The organism is Streptomyces sp. NPDC031111 (assembly GCF_055570675.1).
In genome coordinates this window covers 599752-618532 of record NZ_JBVIGS010000001.1, presented here as the reverse complement: position 1 = coordinate 618532, position 18781 = coordinate 599752, and the positions used below count along the sequence as shown (strand labels likewise).

The 18781-nt window shown below is 73.5% G+C and carries 15 protein-coding genes; 4 read left to right on the top strand and 11 right to left on the bottom strand.

What is annotated here, in order from left to right:
- The first annotated feature begins 82 nt into the window (after nt 1-82).
- Together ACZ470_RS02710 and ACZ470_RS02705 are read left to right on the top strand one after the other, a co-directional pair.
- Nucleotides 83-865 (top strand): IclR family transcriptional regulator, encoded by a 783-nt coding sequence (locus ACZ470_RS02710; protein WP_468423740.1) that lies wholly within the window; start codon nt 83-85, stop codon nt 863-865.
- 187 nt (nt 866-1052) lie between these two features.
- Nucleotides 1053-2396, top strand: a complete 1344-nt coding sequence (locus ACZ470_RS02705) for an MFS transporter (RefSeq protein ID WP_468423738.1) — start codon at nt 1053-1055, stop codon at nt 2394-2396.
- A 373-nt stretch (nt 2397-2769) separates the two neighbouring features.
- Here the strand turns inward: ACZ470_RS02705 and ACZ470_RS02700 are convergent, their stop codons facing one another.
- The 9 genes from ACZ470_RS02700 to hrcA form a co-directional block, all read right to left on the bottom strand.
- Nucleotides 2770-3762 (bottom strand): adenosine deaminase, encoded by a 993-nt coding sequence (locus tag ACZ470_RS02700; RefSeq protein WP_468423737.1) that lies wholly within the window; start codon nt 3760-3762, stop codon nt 2770-2772.
- 20 nt (nt 3763-3782) lie between these two features.
- Entirely contained in the window at nt 3783-4688 is a 906-nt protein-coding gene (locus tag ACZ470_RS02695; RefSeq protein WP_468423736.1) for a ribonuclease Z, read from the bottom strand.
- A gap of 6 nt (nt 4689-4694) precedes the next feature.
- Nucleotides 4695-5048 (bottom strand): histidine triad nucleotide-binding protein, encoded by a 354-nt coding sequence (locus ACZ470_RS02690; protein WP_468423735.1) that lies wholly within the window; start codon nt 5046-5048, stop codon nt 4695-4697.
- 138 nt (nt 5049-5186) lie between these two features.
- Nucleotides 5187-8393, bottom strand: coding sequence for a S41 family peptidase (locus ACZ470_RS02685; RefSeq protein WP_468423734.1), 3207 nt, complete (start codon nt 8391-8393; stop codon nt 5187-5189).
- A 45-nt stretch (nt 8394-8438) separates the two neighbouring features.
- Nucleotides 8439-8945, bottom strand: coding sequence for a hypothetical protein (locus ACZ470_RS02680; protein ID WP_468423732.1), 507 nt, complete (start codon nt 8943-8945; stop codon nt 8439-8441).
- Between the two features lie 257 nt (nt 8946-9202).
- Complete coding sequence (locus ACZ470_RS02675; RefSeq protein ID WP_468423730.1) at nt 9203-9943, bottom strand: 16S rRNA (uracil(1498)-N(3))-methyltransferase; 741 nt, start codon at nt 9941-9943, stop codon at nt 9203-9205.
- Nucleotides 9940-11013 (bottom strand): nitronate monooxygenase, encoded by a 1074-nt coding sequence (locus ACZ470_RS02670; protein WP_468423728.1) that lies wholly within the window; start codon nt 11011-11013, stop codon nt 9940-9942. Before ACZ470_RS02670 ends, ACZ470_RS02675 begins: the two co-directional genes overlap by 4 nt.
- A gap of 202 nt (nt 11014-11215) precedes the next feature.
- The gene (gene dnaJ, locus ACZ470_RS02665) at nt 11216-12355 is read right to left on the bottom strand and encodes a molecular chaperone DnaJ (RefSeq protein WP_468423726.1); all 1140 of its coding nucleotides are present in this window, start codon (nt 12353-12355) and stop codon (nt 11216-11218) included.
- The gene (gene hrcA, locus ACZ470_RS02660; RefSeq protein WP_468423725.1) at nt 12355-13371 is read right to left on the bottom strand and encodes a heat-inducible transcriptional repressor HrcA; all 1017 of its coding nucleotides are present in this window, start codon (nt 13369-13371) and stop codon (nt 12355-12357) included. Before hrcA ends, dnaJ begins: the two co-directional genes overlap by 1 nt.
- A gap of 162 nt (nt 13372-13533) precedes the next feature.
- On the opposite strand from hrcA, the gene ACZ470_RS02655 reads away from it, so the two are divergent.
- On the top strand, nt 13534-14268 hold the full coding sequence (locus tag ACZ470_RS02655) for an MBL fold metallo-hydrolase (RefSeq protein ID WP_468423724.1): 735 nt from the start codon (nt 13534-13536) through the stop codon (nt 14266-14268).
- Nucleotides 14269-14302: 34 nt separating this feature from the next.
- Entirely contained in the window at nt 14303-15103 is an 801-nt protein-coding gene (locus ACZ470_RS02650; RefSeq protein WP_468423722.1) for a DUF3097 domain-containing protein, read from the top strand.
- 200 nt (nt 15104-15303) lie between these two features.
- Here ACZ470_RS02650 and hemW read toward each other — a convergent pair whose 3' ends face one another.
- Nucleotides 15304-16536 carry a radical SAM family heme chaperone HemW gene (gene hemW / locus ACZ470_RS02645; RefSeq protein ID WP_468423720.1) on the bottom strand — a complete coding sequence of 411 codons (1233 nt, stop codon included), beginning with the start codon at nt 16534-16536 and terminating at the stop codon, nt 15304-15306.
- 51 nt (nt 16537-16587) lie between these two features.
- Entirely contained in the window at nt 16588-18645 is a 2058-nt protein-coding gene (locus ACZ470_RS02640; protein WP_468423718.1) for a SpoIIE family protein phosphatase, read from the bottom strand.
- Nucleotides 18646-18781 lie beyond the last annotated feature (136 nt).

The window sequence follows — 18781 nt, the reverse complement described above, 5'->3', positions numbered from 1 at the left end:
ATAGGAATGAAGGTTAAGTAGGCGAACGGGCGCCGTCAATGGGGCCGGGGCGCGACTCCTCCCGCCGGTCTACGATCGGCGCATGTCGGAGACCGGGGGCGTGCGCGAGGTGAAGTCCGCCGCGCGGACGATGGAGGTACTGGAACTGCTCGCCGCGCGCGGTGACCGCCCGGCGCGGCTCCAGGAACTGGCGGACGCGCTGGCGGTGCCGCGCAGCTCGATGTACGCGCTGCTCCAGACCCTGATCTCACGGGGCTGGGTCCGCACCGACGTCACCGGCTCGCTGTACGGCATCGGCATCCGCGCCCTGCTCACCGGCACCAGCTACCTCGACTCGGACCCGCGCGTGCGGGCCGTGCGCCCGTATCTCGACGAGGCGTCCGACACGCTGGGCGAGACGATCCACATGGGGCGGCTGGACGGCCACGACGTGGCGTACCTGGCGACCCGAGAGTCGCACGAGTACCTGCGGACCATCAGCCGGGTCGGGCGGCGGCTGCCGGCGCATGTGGGCGCGCTGGGCAAGGCGCTGCTGGCGGAGCGGCCGGACGAGGAGCTGCCCGAGGGGCCGTACGAGGCGGCCACGCCCAACACCCACACCTCGCGGGAGTCGCTGGCCGCCGATCTGGCCGGGGTACGGGAGCGCGGCCACTCGGTGGACCGCGAGGAGGGTGTGCCCGGGATCGTCGGCTTCGGGTTCGCGCTGCGGTACGACTCCCCCGCGCGGGACGCCATCAGCTGTTCGGTGCCGGTGGCCCGGCTGACGCCGGAGCGGGAGGAGCGGATCGTCGCCGTGATGCGGGAGATCCGGTTGAAGGTGGAGACGACGATTCCCGCAGGTGGCGGGGCTGTTCACTGGCGGTAGCGCACGCTCTTACCCGTCCTCTCGGAACCCCAAACGCAAGAGTGACCTAGATCACATCTTGCGGGCTCCCGTTGCCCTCCCCTCGCTTGATACAAATTGCCCGCGCGTTCCTGTCCGTCGACGGTCGTCGCCCCCTCCCTCTCCCACGGTCTCCGCACCGTCCCTTTCGCACGCCCTGGGAACGCCCGTGTTCGCCCCTCGCACCACCCCCTGGCCCCTCGTCGCCCTTTTCACGGCCGGGTACCTCGCCCCGTATCTGCTGCCGACCACCGTCGGCCGGCTGGAACGCGGGCTCGACCTCTCCGCCACCCAGGCGGGAGCCGTCGGCAGCGCGCTGCTGCTGAGTTCGGCGACCGCCGGGTTCCTGCTGGCGTCGCGCGTCGAGCGGGTCGGGGCGCGCACCCTGGCCCGGCTGGGCCTGCTGCTGGCCGCCGTCGGCTACGGCGGGGCCGCGCTGACCACCGCCGTCCCCGCCGTCGTCGCCGGCGCGATGGTCGGCGGATTCGGCTCCGGCACGGCCACCACGGTCGCCGCCACCCGGATCGCCGCCGAACGGGACCCTCACCGGGCCTCCACCCTCGGGCTGCTCAGCGTCTCCGCGCTCGCGGGCGTGGTGTATCTGACGGTGCCGCACCTGCCGGGACACGGGATCACCCTCGCCGCCATCGCGCTCACCGCGCTGGCGGTGTGGCCGCTGACCTCACGACTGCCGGCCGGCACCGGCACGCCCGGTCCGCGCCCGGCCGCCGGGCCCGGCCCGGACTCCGCCGCCCGTCTGCCGCACCGGCGTTCGGGGCTGGTCCTGGCCGGCGCCATGCTGCTGTGGTCGCTCGCCCAGAACGCGCTGTGGGGCGTGAGCGGACGCATCGGAATCGACCAGGCGCACCTGTCCGAGGCGACCGTGGGCGTCGTCTTCGCGGTGGCGCTGGGCACCGGACTGCTCGGCGTCCTGGGCGCGGGCGCGCTCGGGGCACGGCTGGGGAGGGCGCTGCCCATCGGCGGCGGCACCGTCCTCATCGCCGGCTGCATCGCGCTCAGCGCCTCGGCGACGGGGCTGGGCAGCTTCGCCGCCGGTGAGATCGCCTGGAACACGGTCTACCCGGTCGTGCTGTCGTACCTGATCGGGCTGGCGGCCTCGCTGGACCCGCGGGGACGCTGGGCCGTGCTGGTCGGCTCGGCGTCGTCCCTGGGGACCGCGGCGGGGCCGCTGACCGGAAGCGTGCTGTCCGCGCAGGCCGGGTTCCCGGTGATGGGCGTGGTGCTCGGCGCGGGTCTGCTGCTGGTCGCGCTGCCGATGACCGCCGTTGCCCTGCACACGGGTGGGCGGCCGCTGCTGCCGGGTGCGGTCCGCCGCCGTGGTGGCCACCCGGCGGCGGTGGTCGCGGCGGCACCAGGTGCCCCGACGGGCGCGGTCCCCGAGGTCGGCGCCCCGGAACAACCGGTGGTCGAAATCCCCCTGGACGGCACCCCGACCCCGTCCCGCACCACCTACGACACAGCAGCAGCAACCCAGGCCCCGGGCGCTCCCTGAAGCGCCCTTTCCCTCCGCGTTCCCGCGGGCAGTCGTGCCGCAGGGCGGCACAGGTGGGCACGACGGCACCCCGTTGGCGCCGGGCCGCCTGCCCCTCGCTCCCGCGAGCACCAGGCGCGCGGGGAAGCCCCCGCCGCTCCCGCGGGCAGTCGTGCCGCAGGGCGGCACGGGTGGGCGCGACGGCACCCCGCTGGCGCCGGGCTGCGTCACATCCCCCGTTGAGCATCAGCACCGCGCTGGTGTCGGCCGGGGGTGGGGTTCGCTCGCCGGCGCTTGCCGGGTGCCGCTGCGCCCACCCTCCCCCACTCTCGGCTTCGCTCGAGCGGGAGGTACCCCCATCGCCCCAGCGGCACGACTGCCCGCAGCGGCGGGGTCAGTCGAAGTCGTGGGCTTCCACTTCGGCGAGGTATCGCGCGCGCAGCGGCTCGTCGTCGTCCAGGAAGGACGCCAGGAACGAGTTGCGCGCCAGCTCGCGCAGACGCTCCGGACCCAGACGCAACGTCTCCGCCACCGCGTCGAAGTTGTCACCGGCGTAGCCGCCGAAGTACGCCGGGTCGTCGGAGTTGACCGTGCACATCAGCCCCGCGTCGAGCATCGCGACCAGCGGATGATCGGCAAGCGTGTCCACCGTCCGCAACCGGACGTTCGAGAGCGGACACAGAGTCAGCGGCACGCGTTCCCGCACCAACCGCTCCACCAGCGCCGGATCCTCCACACAGCGCAGCCCGTGGTCGACCCGCTCCACCCCCAGGACGTCCAGCGCCTCGGCGATGTACTCCGGCGGCCCCTCCTCGCCCGCGTGCGCCACCCTCCGCAGCCCCAGCGCGGCGGCCGCCTCGAACACCTCCCGGAACTTCACCGGCGGATGCCCGACCTCCGCCGAGTCGAGCCCGACGCCGGTGATCCGGTCCAGATACGGCTTCGCGGCGTCGAGCGTCGCCAGCGCCGAATCGGCGGACTCGTCCCGCAGGAAGCACATGATCAGCCGGGTCGACACCCCGTGCGTCTCCTCGCTCCTGCCCAGCGCCCGCCACAGGCCCTCGACCACCGTGCCCATGCCGACCCCGCGCGCCATGTGCGCCTGCGGATCGAAGAAGATCTCCGCGTGCCGCACTCCCTGCGCCGCGGCGCGGGCGAGATAGGCCTCGGCGAGGTCCTCGAAGTCCCGCTCGGTGCGCAGCACCGCCATGAGTTCGTAGTACAGGTTCAGGAAGGACTGGAGGTCCTCGAACCGGTACGCCTCACGGAGCGCGTCGGTGTCGGCGTAGGGCAGCTCGACGCCGTTGCGCGCGGCCAGGGCGAAGGCCAGCTCGGGCTCCAGGGTGCCTTCGATATGAAGGTGCAGTTCGGCTTTCGGTACGGGCATCGAAATATCGTACGGCGGTTTCACCGACGCTTCGGAAGCGGCACCCTCAGCAGATCGTGCGCCACGGTCAGCTCGCCCTCGTACCCGGCCGCCCGCGCCTGCCGCTCGAACTCCTCCGGGTCGGTGTAGCGCTGGCTGAAGTGGGTGAGGACGAGATGGCGTACGCCCGCGTCCCGCGCCACCCGGGCCGCCTGTCCGGCGGTCAGATGGCCGAAGTCGACGGCGAGTTCCTCGTCCTCGTCGAGGAACGTCGACTCGATGACGAGCATGTCGCAGCCCTCGGCGAGCGCGTACACCCCGTCGCACAGCCGGGTGTCCATGACGAACGCGAACCGCTGCCCGCGCCGCACCTCGCTGACCTCCTCCAGCGCGACCCCGCCGAGCGCGCCCTCGCGCTGGATGCGGCCGACGTCCGGGCCCTTGATGCCGTGCGCGGCCAGCCGGTCGGGCAGCATGCGCCGGCCGTCGGGTTCGACCAGCCGGTAGCCGTACGCCTCGACGGGATGGGACAGCTTCCGCGCCTCCAGCGTGTAGCCGGGGGTGCGGTCGAGGGGGCCGTCGGCGTCGACCGGGGCCTCGGTGAGGGCGACGGACTCGCGGTAGGCCGTCGCGTACCGGAGGCGGTCGAAGAAGCGCTGACCGGAACGTGGGTAGTGGGCGGTGATCTCGTGCGGCACCTTGTCGAGGTTGATGCGCTGGATCACGCCGGCGAGGCCGAGGGAGTGGTCGCCGTGGAAGTGGGTGACGCAGATCCGGTTGAGGTCGTGGGCGGCGACCCCGGCGCGCAGCATCTGACGCTGAGTGCCCTCGCCGGGGTCGAAGAGGATGCCCTCGCCGTCCCAGCGCAGCAGATAGCCGTTGTGGTTGCGGTGCCGGGTGGGAACCTGGCTGGCGGTGCCGAGCACCACGAGTTCACGTACGGACAAGGCGGCTTACCCGGGGGGCCATTCGAAGCCGCGCCCGCCCAGGACATGGGCGTGTGCGTGCCAGACGGTCTGGCCGGCGCCGCTGCCGGTGTTGAAGATGATGCGGTAGCTCTCCAGCTTTTCCTCGTCGGCGACGGCCTGCGTCTCCCGCAGCACGTCGGCGGCGAGCTCGGGCGCGGCGGCGGCGAGCGCGGCGGCGTCCTTGTGGTGCGCCTTCGGGATCACCAGCACATGGGTGGGTGCCTGGGGGTTTATGTCACGGAACGCGACGGTGGTCTCCGTCTCCCGCACGATCGTCGCGGGAATACTTCCCGCCACGATCTTGCAGAACAAGCAGTCGTCCTGAGGCTCCCCAGCCATGAACCCTCCTCAAGCCAGCCGATCATGTACGGAGCATCGTATCCACGCCCGCGTATCCGCGGGCAATCGTGCCGCAGGGCGGCACGGGTGGGCGCGACGGCACCCCGCCAGCGCCGGGCCGCGCGACCACCTGCCGCCTCACGACAACGTCGGCGGCACCTTCGCCGGCGTCGACTCCAGCGCCGACAACGCCAGCCGCACCGCCTCGTCCAGCTGCACATCCCGCCCCGCCGCATAATCCTGCGGCCGCTGCACGACCTCCACATCGGGATCGACGCCGTGGTTCTCCACGCCCCACCCGTACCCCTCCAGCCAGAAGGCGTACTTGGGCTGGGTGACCAGCGTCCCGTCGACCAGCCGGTACCGGCTGTCGATCCCGATCACGCCGCCCCACGTCCGCGTACCGACCACCGGCCCGATCCCCAGCGCACGGATCGCCGCGTTCACGATGTCCCCGTCGGACCCGGAGAACTCGTTGGCGACGGCGACCACCGGCCCCCGGGGCGCGTCCCGGGGATAGCTCTCCGCCCGCATCCCCCGGGGCAGGTCCCACCCCACGATCCGCCGGGCCAGCTTCTCCACGACCAGCTGCGACGTGTGCCCGCCCCGGTTCTCCCGCACGTCCACGACCAGCCCCTCGCGCAGCACCTCCACCCGCAGGTCGCGATGGATCTGCGCCCACCCGGGCGCCTGCATGTCGGGGACGTGGATGTACCCCAGCCGCCCGCCGGACTTCTCCAGCACGTACGCCCGCCGGTCGGCGACCCACGCGTGGTACCGCAGCGGCTCCTCGTCGGCGAGCGGCACGACCACCGCGTGCCGCGGCTCCCCGCCCCCGGCGGGCGAGACCGTCAGCTCCACCGGCTTCCCCGCCGTCCCGACCAGCAGCGGCGCGGGTCCGGTCACCGGATCGACCGGCTGCCCGGCGACGGCGACGATCGCGTCACCGGGCCGGACGGCGACACCGGGGGCCGCGAGCGGGGACCTGGCGTCCGGGTCGGAGGTCTCGGCGGGCAGAATGCGGTCGACCCGCCAACTGCCGTCCTCGTGCCGCGAGATGTCCGCGCCCAGCAGTCCCTGCCGCGCCCCGTCGCCGTATCCGCCGCGCGGCGTGACGTACGCGTGCGAGGTACCGAGCTCGCCCTGCACCTCCCACAGCAGGTCCACCAGGTCGTCGTGGGTGGCGAGGCGGTCGAGGACGGGGCGGTACCGGTCCAGGACCCCGTCCCAGTCGACGCCGCTCATGTCGGGACGCCAGAAGTTGTCCCGCATGATGCGGCCGTTCTCGTCGAACATCTGCCGCCACTCGACGGCCGGGTCGATGAACTGCCGCACCCGGCCGAGGTCGACGGAGACGTTCGTGTCGCTGTCGTCGTCGCCTGAGGCGCGCCGGTCGCTGGGGACGACCTTCAGCCGCCCGTCGGTCCACAGCAGCACCCGCTTGCCGTCGCCGCTGACCTCGAAGTGGTCGGCGTCCACGGCCAGGTGCTCGACGCGCTGCTGGGCGAGGTCGTAGCGCTCCAGGTCGGTCTTGGGGTCCGGGTCGTCGGGGTTGGCGCGGGAGGCGCCGAGCACACCGCGCACCGGGTGCCGCAGCCACAGCACCCCGTCCTTGGCGGCGCGCAGGTTGGTGTAGCGGGCGGCCTCCACCGGGAACGGCACGATGCGGTCGGCGAGGCCGTCGAGGTCGATGCGGGTGGTGGGAGTGCCCTCGCTGTCGGGGGTCTCGTCCCGGTCCGGTGTCTCGAAGGGGCGGCCGTGGCGCTGCGGCCCGAACGGGGACGGGGTGGTCGCCGCGAGGGTGATCAGATACGGGCGTACGCCCTCGACGAAGGCCAGGTCGAAGACGTGCTCGTCGTAGACCGGGTCGAAGGAGCGGGTCGACAGGAACGCGAGGTGCTTGCCGTCGAGGGTGAAGGCGGGCGCGTAGTCCTGGAAGCGCAGCGGGGTCGCCTCGGTGACCGACAGGTCGGTGGTGTTGGCGAGTTTGAGCTGGCTCAGCGGGCGCGGGCCGGGGTGGGACCAGGCGAGCCAGGCGGAGTCGGGCGAGAAGACCAGCCCGGAGACGTCGCCGTCCTGACTGCGGTCGACCTCCCGGACCTCGCCGGTCTCGCGCTCGACGAGCAGGACCCGGCCGTCGTGGGAGGCGATGGCGGCGCGGCTGCCGTCGGGTGCCATGGCGAGCCCCACGACCCGGCCGAGCTGTCCGGCGGCGATCCGGCGCGGGGTCGCGCCGGGGGCGAGTCCGGTGGCGGGGGCGAACTCCAGGGCGTCGTCGCCCTCGGCGTCCGTCACCCACACCACCCACTCCTCACCGTCCGCGCGGAAGACGCGGGGCCGCCGGGCCCGTACGCCCGGGGTCGCGGCGAGCGCGCGGGCGGGGCCGGAGCGGTGGGTGACCCAGTGGACCGTGCCGCGGACGCAGACGGCGCTGCCGCGCGCGGTGTGGTCGGGGGACGCGGAGCCGAACCAGCGGGCGGCGTTCACCGGGAACGGCTGGAGGTCGACGCGCTGCCCGCCGAGCCGGATGTCGAGCCGGCGCGGCTCGGCCCCGTCGAGGTCGTCCAGCAGCCAGAGTTCACCGGCGCTGGAGTAGACGACCCGGGAGCCGTCGCCGGCGGCGTGCCGGGCGTAGAAGCCCCCGAGCGGGGTGTGCCTGCGCAGGTCGGAGCCGTCGGCGAGGGACGAGTACAGGGCGCCGGTGCCCTCGTGGTCGGAGAGGAACGCGATCCGGTCCCCCACCCACAGCGGGTACTCGATGTTCCCGTCCAGGTCCTCGTGCAGCCGTACGAACTCGCCGTCGCCCTCGCGGTCGATCCACAACTTGCCCGCCGTGCCGCCGCGGTAGCGCTTCCACCAGGCGGCCTCGCGGCCCATCGGCGCGGAGAGCAGCACGGTGTGCGGTCCGTGGGCGACGTCGCCGACGGGGCCGTACGGCAGGGTGGTTGCGGGTCCACCGTCGAGGGGGACGGCGCGGGCCCAGGTGCGGCGCAGGCTGGCCTGGCCGTGGGTGCTGAGCGCCAGCACCCGTCCGTCCGCCGTCCAGCCGCGCACCTGCGTCTTGAGGCTCCCCCAGTGGGTCAGGCGTCTGGCGGGGCCGCCGTCGACGGGCGCGATGTGCACCTCGGGCGCGCCGTCGCGGGTGGAGGTCCAGGCGACGGTGGTGCCGTCGGGCGAGATGCGGGGCTGGGTCACCGGCACGTTGTCGGCGCTGACCCGCCAGGCCCGGCCGCCGTCGAGCGGGGCGAGCCACACGTCGTCCTCGGCGGTGAAGGCGACCAACTCGCCGTGCAGATGCGGGAACCGGAGATATGCGGTGGATGCGACCGATGCGGGCTGTGTCACCCGATCACCCTATGCACGTGGAGGCGGCCTGGACAGAGGTTTGGATCACTTGCCCTCGACGGGGCGACAGGAGGGGTACTGCTCGCACCACACCGTCGTCGTGACGGTCACGGTGACGGTGGGGTCCGGTCCGCGCCGGGTGGGCTCGCCCACGCGCGGCGGGCTGGTGGAGTCGCAGTTGCCGAGGCCGTCGACCCGGAACCACTGCTTCCCGTCCACCTTCGCGGTGATGTCGCCGCGTACGCAGGAGCCGTTGACGGCGTGGGTGACCTTGCCGGTGACGGTGATCTCCTTGCCGTCCTCCGTCTCCCCGTCGCAGTCGACGGTGGCGACGGTGTTCTCGCCCTCGCGGTCGCCGAAGGACGCGGTGCAGGTGAGCCAGCGTACGCCGGCCTTCTGCCGGTTGAGCTCCTTGGTCACGGTCTCGTCGGTCGTGATCGCGACGGCCGCGGAGCCGAGTCCGCCGCCCTCGCATGCCGTGATGCCGCCGATGGCGGCCGCGACGAAGCCGGCGGCCGCGGCCGCGCGCGTAACCCTTTTCATCGCCCCCATGAACCGCAGCCTGCCACCGTCCCCGGCGGGGGCGGTAGACCGCATACGGTCACATACTTCCTTCGCCCCCGCCGCCCCTTCCCGTTCCCGTCCCTGGGGGCTGCGCCCCCAGACCCCCCTTCGGCCCTTCGGGCCTCGTCCTCAAACGCCGGACGGGCTAAAACTTAGCCCCTCCGGCGTTTGAGGAGCGGGGGTCCGGGGGCGGAGCCCCCGGGGTCGGGACGGGAAGGGGCGGCGGGGGCGGAAAAAACCTCGGGTCAGGACCAGCGACCGGTACGGCCCAGCAGCAGCGCCGCCGCCGCCGTACCCGCCGTGGACGTCCGCAGGACACTGCGCCCCAGCCGGTAGGCCCGCGCCCCGGCCTGCTCGAACACCGCCAACTCCTCCGGGGAGACGCCCCCTTCGGGCCCGACGACCAGCACGATGTCCCCCGAGGCGGGCAGTTCGGCGGTCGCCAGCGCCGACGTACCACTCTCGTGCAGCACCGCCGCGAAATCCGCCTCGGCGAGAAGTGACGCAACCTGCTTGGTCGTCGCCGCGTCCCCGACCCGGGGAAACCGCACCCGGCGCGACTGCTTGCCCGCCTCCCGCGCCGTCGCCCGCCACTTGGCGAGGGACTTCAGCCCCCGCTCGCCCTTCCACTGCGTGATGCAGCGCGCCGCCGACCACGGCACGATCACGTCGACGCCGACCTCGGTCATCGTCTCCACGGCCAGCTCGCCCCGGTCCCCCTTGGGCAGCGCCTGGACGACGGTGAGCCGGGGGAACTCCTCCGGTTCCTCGACGACTTGACCGATCCGTACGATCAGCCGGTCCTTGCCCTCGGTGCCGTCCACCTCGCCCTCGGCCCAGCGGCCCGCGCCGTCGGTGAGGACGACGCCCTCACCGGCCCTCAGCCGCTTCACGGAGACGGCGTGCCGTCCCTCGGGGCCGTCGAGCACATGGCGGCCGGCGCCGTCCGTGTCGAAGTGGTCGACGACGAACACGGGAGCGGTCATCGGGCGCCTCCCTCCGACAACGCTGTCCGAGCGGCGGCGAGTTCGGCGGCCAGGACCTCCACCAGCTGTCCGGCGGGCAGTTCGCGGGCCATCCGGTGGCCCTGTCCGGCCCACAGCGCCAGCCCCTGCGCGTCCCCGGCCTTGGCGGCGGCCTTGCGCAGCGGCGAGGTGAGGTGGTGGACGTCCGGGTAGGCGGCGGGCGCGTACGGGCCGTGCTCGCGCAGGAAGCGGTTGACCAGGCCGCGGGCCGGCCGACCGGAGAAGGCGCGGGTCAGCTCGGTGCGGACGTACAGGGGGTTGGTCAGCGCCTGCTTGTGCAGGGCGTTCGCGCCGGACTCGTGGGCGGCGAGGAAGGCGGTGCCGAGCTGGGCCGCGGCGGCGCCTGCGGCGAGCACGGCGGCGATCTGGCCGCCGCGCATGATGCCGCCGGCGGCGACGACCGGGATGCCGACGGCCTCCCGGACCTGGGCGACGAGGGACAGCAGTCCGAGGCCGGAGCCGTCCGCCTCGGGGACGTCTCGGTGGGTGCCCTGGTGGCCGCCGGCCTCGACGCCCTGCGCGATCACCGCGTCGGCGCCGGCCCGCTCCACGGCCCGGGCCTCCTCCGCGGTGGTGGCGGTGACCAGGGTGTAAGTGCCGACGCGGCGCAGGGAGTCCAGTACCTCGCGGGCCGGCACACCGAAGTGGAACGACACCACCGGCACCGGGTTGTCAAGCAGCACGGCGAGTTTGGCCTCGTAGCCGTCGTCGCGGCCGCTGTCCGGGTCGCCGAGCTCGGTCTCGTACCAGGAGGCCTCCCCGGCCAGCTGGTGGGCGTAGACGCCGACGGCGGCGGGGTCGGCCGTCTCCGGCTGCGGCAGGAAGAGGTTGACGCCGAAGGGCCGGGAGGTGAGTCCCCGCAACTGCTTGATCTCCTGGTACATCCCGTCCGCGGTCTTGTACCCGGCGGCGAGGAAACCGAGCCCGCCCGCCTCGGACACGGCGGCGGCGAGCTGCGGCACGGAGACACCGCCCGCCATGGGGGCCTGCACGATCGGGTGCGGGAAGAGATCGGTCAGTACGGAGGACATGACCGCATGTTGTCACGTCCTCCGACCAACACCGAATCCACCCTTCCTCTTGGCATAAGCCACTTTTCGAGGAAGGTCAGCGCCCGTTGAACGCGTCCTTCAGCCGCGAGAACAGGCCCTGCCGACCCGGCTGACCGTGCCTGCCCGGGGGCCAACCCCCGGACCCCCGGCAGCAGGCCACCCCAGCGCGGGCACCGGCCGGTCAGCGCCCGTTGAACGCGTCCTTCAGCCGCGAGAACAGGCCCTGCTGACCCGGCTGGAACTGTCCCTGCGGGCGCTCCTCGCCCCGCAGCTTGGCCAGTTCGCGCAGGAGGCGTTCCTGTTCGGGGTCGAGCTTGGAGGGGGTCTGGACCTCGACGTGGACGATGAGGTCGCCCCGGCCGCCGCCGCGCAGATGCGTGACGCCGCGGCCGTGCAGCGGGATCGACTGGCCGGACTGGGTGCCGGGCCGGATGTCGACCTCCTCCATGCCGTCCAGCGTCTCCAGCGGCACCTTCGTGCCGAGCGCCGCCGCAGTCATCGGGATGGTGACCGTGCAGTGCAGGTCGTCGCCGCGCCGCTGGAAGGTGGGGTGCGGGAGTTCGTGGATCTCCACGTACAGGTCACCGGCGGGACCGCCGCCGGGCCCGACCTCGCCCTCGCCGGCCAGCTGGATCCGGGTGCCGTTGTCCACACCGGCCGGGATCTTGACCGTCAGGGTGCGGCGGGAGCGGATGCGGCCGTCACCGGCGCACTCCGGGCACGGCGTGGGGACGACGGTGCCGAAGCCCTGGCACTGCGGGCAGGGGCGGGACGTCATGACCTGGCCCAGGAAGGACCGCGTGACCTGCGAGACCTCACCGCGGCCGCGGCACATGTCACAGGTCTGCGCGGTGGTGCCCGGAGCGGCACCCTCGCCGTTGCAGGTGGTGCAGACGACGGCCGTGTCGACCTGGATGTCCTTGGTCGTGCCGAACGCGGCCTCGTCGAGCTCGACGTCGATGCGGATCATCGCGTCCTGGCCCCGGCGGGTGCGCGAACGCGGCCCGCGCTGCGACGCCGTGCCGAAGAACGCGTCCATGATGTCGGAGAAGTTGCCGAAGCCGCCGGCCCCGAAGCCGCCCGCGGCGCCGGCGCCGCCGGCCTGGGAGAGCGGGTCGCCGCCGAGGTCGTAGACCTGCTTCTTCTGCGGGTCCGACAGCACCTCGTAGGCGGCGTTGATCTCCTTGAACCGCTCCTGCGTCTTGGGATCGGGGTTGACGTCCGGATGCAGCTCGCGGGCGAGCCGCCGGAAGGCCTTCTTGATCTCCTCCTGCGACGCGTCGCGGCGCACGCCGAGTACGGCGTAGTAGTCCGTGGCCACTACGACTCCGCCAGGATCTGTCCGACGTACCGTGCCACTGCGCGTACCGCTCCCATCGTTCCCGGGTAGTCCATGCGGGTCGGTCCGACCACGCCGAGCTTGGCAACCGCCTCGCCGCCCGAACCGTAGCCCACCGACACGACGGACGTGGAGTTGAGTCCCTCATGGGCGTTCTCGTGACCGATACGGACGGTCACGCCCGGATCCTTCGCCTCGCCGAGCAGCTTGAGGAGCACGACCTGCTCCTCCAGCGCCTCGAGAACGGGCCGGATCGTGAGGGGGAAGTCATGTCCGAAGCGGGTGAGATTGGCGGTGCCGCCGATCATCAGCCGCTCCTCGTTCTCCTCGACGAGCGTCTCCAGGAGAGTGGAGAGCACCGTCGAGACCGTACCGCGGTCGTCCGCCTCGAAGGCCTCGGGGAGGTCCTCCACCAGGCTCGGCACGTCCGCGAACCGGCGGCCCGCGACCCGGCTGTTCAGCCGCGCCCGCAGATCCGCCAGGGAGGACTCGCCGAACGGCGCCGGGCAGTCGACCATGCGCTGCTCGACCCGGCCGGTGTCCGTGATCAGCACGAGCATCAGCCGGGCGGGCGCCAGGGACAGCAGCTCCACGTGCCGGACCGTCGAGCGGGTCAGCGACGGGTACTGCACGACGGCGACCTGCCGGGTCAGCTGCGCGAGCAGCCGCACGGTCCTGGCCACCACGTCGTCGAGGTCGACGGCGCCCTCGAGGAAGTTCTGGATGGCCCGCCGCTCGGGCGGGCTCATGGGCTTGACGCCGGCGAGCTTGTCGACGAACAGCCGGTAGCCCTTGTCGGTGGGGATGCGCCCGGCGCTGGTGTGCGGCTGGGCGATGAAGCCCTCGTCCTCCAGGGCCGCCATGTCGTTGCGCACGGTGGCCGGGGAGACGCCGAGGTTGTGCCGCTCGGTGAGCGCCTTGGAGCCGACGGGCTCCTCGGTGCCGACGTAGTCCTGGACGATGGCGCGCAGCACCTGAAGTCTGCGTTCACTGAGCATCGCGCACACCTCCAGAAGCCTTCCGCGCGGTAACGTCCCTGGCACTCTTCGCACGCGAGTGCCAGACTTCCCCGGCCCAGTGTACGGCCGGGGGGTACGCCCCGGGCAAGGCCGGTCCCGCGCCGCCGCGCCGGGTGGCCCCGTCCCCGATAGCGTCCCGTCATGACCGTGACTTGGGAAGAGTCGGGATGGGAGCAAGTGGCCTCCGGTGTGGGCCGGTGCCGGCTGCCGGGGTGGGACTGCACGGCGGGGCTCGTGGTGGGGGCGAGCGGTGTGCTGCTCGTCGACGCGGGCTCCGGTCTGGGCGAGGGCGCACGGTTGCGGACGGAGGCGCGGGCGCTCGCCGGTCGCCGTGTGACACATCTCGCGCTCACCCATCCGCACTTCGACCACGTCCTCGGGGCGGGGGCGTTCGCGGGCGCGGAGGTGTTCGGCGCGGTGGGCATGGACACGGTACTGACGGCCCGCGGGCGCGAGGAACTGCGCGCGGACGCGGTGCGCCACGGGCTGGACGCGCGGGTGGCGGAGGAGGCCGTGGACGCGCTGGTCCCGCCGCGGCACATGGTGAGCGGCGAGTGGACGCTCGACCTCGTCCTGGACGGCGGCCGGCAGGTGCTGCTGGCGAACGTGGGGCCCGGTCACACCGCCCACGATCTCGCGGTGCTCGTCCCCGGCGACCCGGAGGTGGTCTTCTGCGGCGACCTGGTCGAGGAGTCGGGTGAACCGCAGGCCGGCCCCGACGCCGTACCGTCCCACTGGCCGGCCGCGCTGGACCGGCTGCTGGAGCTGGGCGGTGAGGACGCGCGGTACGTCCCCGGTCACGGCGCGGTGGTGGACGCGGCGTTCGTACGGCGCCAGCGCGACGTCCTGGCGGCCCGTTTCGGCGTGTCGGACTGATCACGGCCGGCCCGCTCCTCGTATCGTCATCAGAATGCGCCAGTACTCCGCCGATCTGACCCCTCCGTGGAAGAAGCCGCAGCCGGTACCGGAGGTCGCGGCCGAGCCCGGCCTGGTGGTGGAGGAGCCCGGCACGGGCTTCTGCGGCGCGGTGATCCGCTGCGAGGCCGGCACGGTGACCCTGGAGGACCGCTTCGGCAAGCACCGTGTGTTCCCGCTGGAGCCCCGGGGGTTCCTGCTGGAGGGGCGCGTGGTGACGCTGGTGCGGCCGGCCGCGGGTCCTCGGCGGCCCGCCCGTACGGCATCGGGGTCGGTGGCCGTTCCCGGCGCGCGGGCGCGGGTCGCTCGCGCGGGGCGCATCTATGTCGAAGGGCGGCACGACGCGGAGCTGGTCGAGAAGGTGTGGGGCGACGACCTCCGGATCGAGGGGGTGGTCGTCGAGTATCTGGAGGGTGTCGACGACCTGCCGTCGATCGTGGCCGAATTCGCGCCCGGGCCCGACGCGCGTCTCGGCGTGCTCGTGGACCATCTGGTGCCGGGCTCGAAGGAGTGGCGGATCGCCGAGTCGGTGACGAGTGAGTACGCGTTGGTGGTGGGGCACCCCTATGTCGACGTCTGGGAGGCGGTGAAGCCGTCGTCGGTGGGGATCGCCGGGTGGCCGCGGGTGCCGCGGGGGCAGGACTGGAAGACGGGGGTGTGCCGGGCGCTGGGGTGGCGTGTGGCGAACACGGGGGAGGCGTGGCAGCGGATCCTCGGCTCCGTCCACTCCTACAAGGACCTGGAGCCCCAGCTCCTGGGCCGCGTGGAGGAACTGATCGACTTCGTCACGACCTGATTTTTCTCCGCCCCCGCCGTCCCTTCCCGTCCCGACCCCGGGGGCGCTGCCCCCGGACCCCCGCTCCTCAAACGCCGGAGGGGCTGAATTCAGCCCGTCCGGCGTTTGAGGACGAGGCCCGAAGGGCCGAAAGGGGGGTCTGGGGGCGCAGCCCCCAGGGACGGGAACGGGAAGGGGCGGCGGGGGCGAAAACGCTCGGGTCAGTCGACCAGATCCCGCACCACCGCGTCCGCGAGCAGCCGCCCCCGCAGGGTGAGGGCCGCGCGGCCCTCCTCGTACGGGCCCGGGGCCAGCAGGCCGTCCTTCAGGGCGCGGCCCGCAGCCGCGAGCCCCTCCGCACGGAGGAGCGACAGCGGAACCCCCTCCACGAGCCGAAGCTCCAGCAGAATCCGCTCCACCCGCCGGTCCTCGTCCGCCAGGACCTCCCGCCCCGCCCCCGGCGACCGCCCAGCCGCCAGCGCCCCCGCATACGCCCCGGGATGCTTCACGTTCCACCACCGCACGCCACCCACGTGCGAGTGCGCGCCCGGCCCCGCGCCCCACCAGTCGGCACCGCGCCAGTACAGCTCGTTGTGCAGACAGCGCCCCGCCTCCGAGGTGGCCCAGTTCGACACCTCGTACCAGTCGAACCCCGCCGCCGACAGCGCCTCCTCGGCGATCAGATACCGGTCCGCGTGGACGTCGTCGTCCGTCATCGGCACCTCGCCCCGCCGGATCCGGCGAGCCAGCTGCGTACCCTCCTCGACGATCAGCGCGTACGCGCTGACATGGTCCGGCCCGGCCCCGATCGCCGCGTCCAGGGACGCCCGCCAGTCGTCGTCCGACTCCCCCGGCGTGCCGTAGATCAGATCCAGGTTGACGTGCTCGAAGCCCGCCGCCCGTGCCTCGGCGACGCACGCCTCCGGGCGCCCGGGGGTGTGCGTGCGGTCCAGCACCTTCAGCACATGCTGCCGGGCGCTCTGCATTCCGAACGAGACCCGGTTGAAGCCGCCCTCCCGCAGCGCCGCCAGATACGCCGGGTCGACCGACTCCGGATTCGCCTCCGTCGTCACCTCCGCGTCCGGCGCCAGCCCGAACTCCTCCCGGATCGCCCCCAGCATCCGTACGAGGTCGCCGGCCGCCAGCAGCGTCGGCGTACCCCCGCCGACGAACACCGTGCGGACCGGGCGCGGGTCGTCCCCCAGCACCTTCCGTGCCAGGCGGATCTCGTCGATCAGGGTCTCGGCGTAGTTGTCGCGGGAGGCCAGCACGCCGCCGCTGCCGCGCAGCTCGGTCGCGGTGTACGTGTTGAAGTCGCAGTAGCCGCAGCGGGTCGCGCAGTAGGGGACGTGCAGATAGAACCCGAGGGGGCGGTCGGCGGCCCCGGCGAGCGCGGACGCGGGCAGCGCGCCGTCGGCGGGGACGGGCTCGCCGTCGGGGAGTGCGGAAGGCATGTGCTCCATTGTCCCGCACCCGCCGCGTCACTCATCGCGTCACTCATCGCGTCACTCCGCCTGGAGCACCAGCAGGGCGAGATCGTCCGCCGGCGGCCGGGCCCCGAACTCGTGCACGAGCTGGGTGATCCGCTCCGCTATCAGGTCCGCGTCCATCCCCGCGCACCCCGCCAGCGCCGTGGCGAGCCCGTCCCCGTCGTCGAACTGGCGGGAGCCGGAGCGCCGCTCGGTGACCCCGTCGGTGACGCAGAGCAGGGTGTCGCCGGAGTACATCTCGAAGGTCTCACTGGTGTACGTGGCGTCCTCGACGACCCCGAGCAGGGTCTGCGGCTGGGCGACGGTGCGGACGGTGGCGTCGGGGGCGAGCAGCAGGGGCAGGGGGTGTCCGGCGGAGGCGAGGGTGCAGCGGACGCCGCCGTCGAAGGGGACGAGTTCGCCGTAGAGGAGGGAGAGGAAGCGGGTCTGGGGGCCGTCGCCGGGGGCCGTGGGGCGGGCGCCGGCCGCAACCAGGGCGCGGGCGGCGGCGTCGGCGGCCTCCGTGGCGTCGTCGAGGAGGAGCTGGTTGAGGCGGTCGAGGACGTCGGCGACGCGGTAGCCCTCGCGGGCGAGCAACCGCAGCCAGGGCCGGGCCAGCCCGATGACGACGGCGGCCTCGGGGCCCTTGCCCTGGACGTCGCCGACAGCGAAGCACCAGCGTCCGTCGCCGGCCGGGAAGACGTCGTAGAAGTCGCCGCTCGGTCCGCCCTTGTCGCAGGGTTCGTAGACGAGGGCGCTGCGCACGCCGGGGATCTCGGCGACGGCGCCGGGCAGCAGACCGCGCTGGAGCACGGCGCTGATGGTGGCCTGGCGGGAGTACTGCCGGGCGGCCCCGATGGCGAGGGCGACGCGTCGGGCGAGGTCCTCGACGAGTCCGGTGATCTCGTCGGGGAAGCGGTCGATGCCGCCCCGGCCGATCACCAGCGTGCCGAGCGGGCGCCCGCCGGCGACGAGCCGGTAGGCGAGGGCGGTACCGGCGGTGGCCGGGTTCTCGGGGGTGTCGAGCGCCTCCTCCGGCCGGGGGTGCGCCTCCTCCGGCCAGGGGTAGGGGGCCGGCCCGGGGTGTAACGGGTCCGTGGGGTGGGGCGGGTTCCGCTCCAGGGAGCGGGTCAGTTCCTCGATGCTGTTCTCGCTGGCGTGCCAGACGCGGGCGAGGCGGGGGCCGTCGCCGGGCCGGGGCGCGTCGTCCCAGCCGCCGTGGCCGGTGGTCTCGTCCTCCAGCCACACCGCGCACCAGTCGGCCAGCCGCGGCACGATCAGCTGCCCGGTGAGCGAGGCGACCAGGTCCTCGTCGAGCTGCCCGGCGAGCAGGTCGGAGGCCTCGGCGAGGAACGACAGGGCGCCACGCCCCAGCCAGGTCCCGTCCCGCCCGTGGCGGCGGGCCAGCCAGTCGTCGCCGTACGAGCCGCCGCGCCAGGCGTCCCGGGCGGGACCGGGCCCCTCCCGGTGACCGTGCGGGGTCAGGGAGCGCAGCGGATCGGGCACGCCCTGGTCCGTGCGCGGCGGCTCCGGCGCGAGGATCTCCGCCACCCTCAGGTCCCGCGCCAGCGTGCGCTCCCCCGCGTACGCCTCGATCCGGTCGCCCGCCGCGGACCCCCCGGCGGACAGCCGCGCCCACACCGTCTTCGTGCCCGGACGGTAGGTGATGCCCCAGGCGTCGGAGAGCGCCGCGACGAGGCGCAGGCCGCGCCCGTACTCGGGGGTGTCGTGCCACGGCGCCTCCGGCTCGTTGCCGCGTGGCGCGCGGGAGGGGTGCTGGTCGGCGACCTCGACGACGAGCGCGCCGGTCTCCTCCTCCAGCCCGCACGCCACGCGCACGTCGGTGCCGGCGTGCACGACGGCGTTGGTGACGAGTTCGCTGGCGATCAGCGTGGCGTCGTCGCCGACGCGGCCGGTGAGGTGTTCGGTGCCGGGCAGCGCGAGCTGCGCCCACTCGGTGAGCGCCTTGCGCAGCAGGGCGCGTGCGGACCCCGGCGCGAGGGGACTTCCGGACAGGGTCGCTTCCACCCGCGTGCGCCCCCGCACGTCGGAGGCGCACGAGGCTGTCTCCCGTTGGGTCGGAATGGCCCTCATGGGCGGCTCCCCGGGCAGTTCGTACGAATAGAACCTCGATCGCTGCCGACAGGGTGACAGACCGGACCCGTCCATAAGCACCGAGTTACCGAAGTGGGCCGCCAGGGGTGAGAACAGTGCTACGCGTGTGGTCAGG